Origin of the sequence: Sphaerisporangium sp. NPDC049002, assembly GCF_040649355.1 — a bacterium.
GTDB lineage: Bacteria > Actinomycetota > Actinomycetes > Streptosporangiales > Streptosporangiaceae > Sphaerisporangium.
Window position 1 is genome coordinate 1 of the sequence record NZ_JBEZFH010000390.1, and the last position, 2932, is coordinate 2932.

The window sequence follows — 2932 nt, forward strand, 5'->3', positions numbered from 1 at the left end:
TCTCCAGGGGTTTTCCAGCGGGTCGAACAGTCCCAGCGGGATCACCTTGGCCAGCGGCTCGTCTGTGGTCTCGGCCGGGCCCTGGCCTGATGCGGCGTCTGGCTCGGCATCTGCTTCGGTGGGCGTGACTGGCTGCGGGACAGAAGGTGCGCTGGTTGTGGTGGCGCGGGTGCGGGCCGCGACCTGCCGGTCCCGCGCGGTGCGCCGGGTGCCGGGCTTGGCCGGTTGCTCGGGTCCGGCGCCGGCCTTGGCCAGTAGCGCGGCGACCGCGTCTGCGATTTCAACCTCGGTGGCCCGGGGCAGACTCTGGCTGACGTGATCCCAGGCCAGCTCACCGAACGGGACGGGGACGCGGTGCAGGTGCTTCCACCGCGCCTCGATCCACTCGCCGTCGCCGTGGTGGTTGCGCACCCAGATCTGGGAGACGTCGTAGGGATCGTGATGGACCTCCCAGAGTCCCTTCTTGGCCCGGACCCCGGAGTCCTGGCGCCGGATCAGGCCGGGGCCGTCGTAGGTGCGGCGGCTGATCTTGATGCCGTAGTCGTTGACCGCGCGCCAGATGGCGGGCAGCAGCTCGATGTAATCGGCGCCGGTGAGCGCGACCGGGACGTAGCCGCAGGTCTCGACCAGCGCGGCGTATTTCTCATTCGGGGTGAACGACCTGCCCGGGTGGACCGGGTCACGCAACCCGTCGTGCCTGCGGTTTTGCCACTTGGCGACCAGCCACTCATCCAGAAGCTCCTGCAACTCCAGCAGGGACCAGATGGGCTGCTTGTCCAGGTGCCGTCCGCGCCGGTCGCTGTTGCGGCCGGTGTAGCCGGAGACGAACTGGGCGAACAGCGTGCCCACCGAGCTCAGCATCTTCTCGATGTGGCCCTTCTCGAACGGCGAGCCCTTGTGCGCAGGCTGAACGTCGATCTCCAGGAACCGGCAGGAAGCGAGGAAGTTGCGGGAGATGAAGACCTTGCCGTGATCGCAGACGATCATCTCGGGCACGATCACCGGCCGCGCGGCCGCGTGCTCCAGCCGCTCATCCAGGCTGAGCAGCCGACGGTGCGGCAGCACCGAGCGCGCCATGCGCAACGCCTCCACCCAGCCCGGCCGCATCAGCTCCGGGGTGAGCGTGCGGGCCAGCAGCACGCTCGCGTCGACCGACTTGGTGACCGGTCGCAGCACCGCGGCGGTCACCGTCCGGGTCGCGACATCGATCATGCCGGTGAGCTCGACCTTGCCCGCCACGCCGTCATCCAGCCGGACCAGCACGTCCAGCGAGGTGGAGTCGATCTGCATCACCTCGCCCGGGGCGAAGGCGGGTAACTCCCCGAACGGCGCTTGCGCACCATGCGCCCGCGATCTTCGGGTGACGGCAGAGCCGGTGGTGTGGGTGCCCGCGGTCAACTTGGCCAGCAGCCGATAGAGCGTGCGCTGCGACGGCAGCTCGACCAGCTCACCCTGCTCGCGCAGAAGTTCGCCGGTCCGCCAGAGCAGGAACGACCCGGTGCGGGTGGAGGCGTCCACGGCCTCGGCGATGGCCTGCCGCATCGCCGCGACCACCCGGTCGTCCACGGTCCCGTACCGGGGTCTCTTGCGCATCGGGCGATGATCGGCCAGGCCGAGCACGCCGCCGCTCTCATAGCGGCGGCGATAGTTGGCCACCGTACTTGCGCTCACTCGATGCCCGGCGGTCGTCAGTTCGACCGCCTTGGCCTTCTCCCGGGACGTCAGCGACCTCGTCGGCGCATACTCCGGCCGCGGCTCGGCATCGCCGGGCGCATCCGGTGGCAGCCCGTGCAAGACCTCCAGGATGTGACTCTCCCACCACAGCGCCTTCTCCAGCACAGGTGGGGGCAGCGTCTCCAGCAAGGACACCGCAGGCAGCGGCAACCGCCCTGCGCTGTCCACGATCTCAAAGTCGTCATCGGCGAACAGCAAAGCCGGCGGCACCACCCTAGGCTGGCCACCGAGCTCAGACAGCATCACCGCGTGGCCCGAGACCGCCAGCACGACGCGGACCTGCCCATCGAACCGCACCCGCTCGCCGACCATCAGCCGGGCCGGGCGCGCCAGCCGGCTCACCGGCCCGCCACCTTCGCCGCGTGCACCAGACTGTCGGATCCCAGCAACCGCCTACTGATGTCCGCGACCAGCACGCCGGTCCAGAGCAGGTGAAACAGCACAGGCAGCACCATGAGCGGGTCACCCACCGAGCTGGCCCCGACCCGCAACGGCACCGGCCCGCCGAAGACGCGTACGAGTTCATCGGCGACGTCTCGACGAGCGCCGCAGCGGCGCCTGCGATAGCGGGCCAACCATCGCATGTTCGCCATCAACACCGGATCGGGAACGCCGACCCGTGCGAACTCCCAGCCCACTGCCCGGCAGGCCCGCTCGCTGGCCTCAAACGCCTGCGCCGCCGCGTCGTCGATCTGATAGTCGGCGCGAACGTCGATGACTCGGCCGCGGCCGTCCGCCAACCGGACGAAGTAGTCCGGGGCGTGCCGACGCTGGCGCACCCCGTCATGCCAGTGCAGCCAGAACGGTTGCGAGGCAATGCCCCTCACCTCGGGATCCGCATCGAGCAGGATCAGCCGGTCGCGCTCCAGCCAGGACTCGTACCCGATGTGATCAGCGTTCGTGACCGAGTAATACCAGCCCGCGAAACTCGTTCCCCCCTTGGACCAGCCGAAGGGACGCACCGGCGGCACCTGCTCAAACCGGACGCTCCAGCTGGCTCCCAGCGGTCTACGACACCGCACGCCATCGTGGTAGAAGTCCAGCTCAAACCCGCCATGAGCCGGATCCCCGTGATCAACCGCGAGTTCCTCCACCGTCACTCCTGACGACTGGCGACGCGTCACTCAACCTTCGGTGGCACGAAACTAGTGGTCATCAACCTTCGGTGACAATGCTCAGCCTTCGCTGTCACAGGACA

The 2932-nt window shown here is 68.8% G+C and carries 2 protein-coding genes; both read right to left on the bottom strand.

Going from position 1 to position 2932, the window contains the following annotated elements; genetic code table 11:
• A partial coding sequence (locus AB0B89_RS35835) for a hypothetical protein (RefSeq protein WP_358562067.1) occupies positions 1–2076 on the bottom strand: 2076 nt, incomplete at its 3' end.
• Positions 2073–2828 (bottom strand): TnsA-like heteromeric transposase endonuclease subunit, encoded by a 756-nt coding sequence (locus AB0B89_RS35840; RefSeq protein ID WP_358562070.1) that lies wholly within the window; start codon positions 2826–2828, stop codon positions 2073–2075. The genes AB0B89_RS35835 and AB0B89_RS35840, both read right to left, overlap by 4 nt.
• Between the last annotated feature and the right edge of the window lie 104 nt (positions 2829–2932).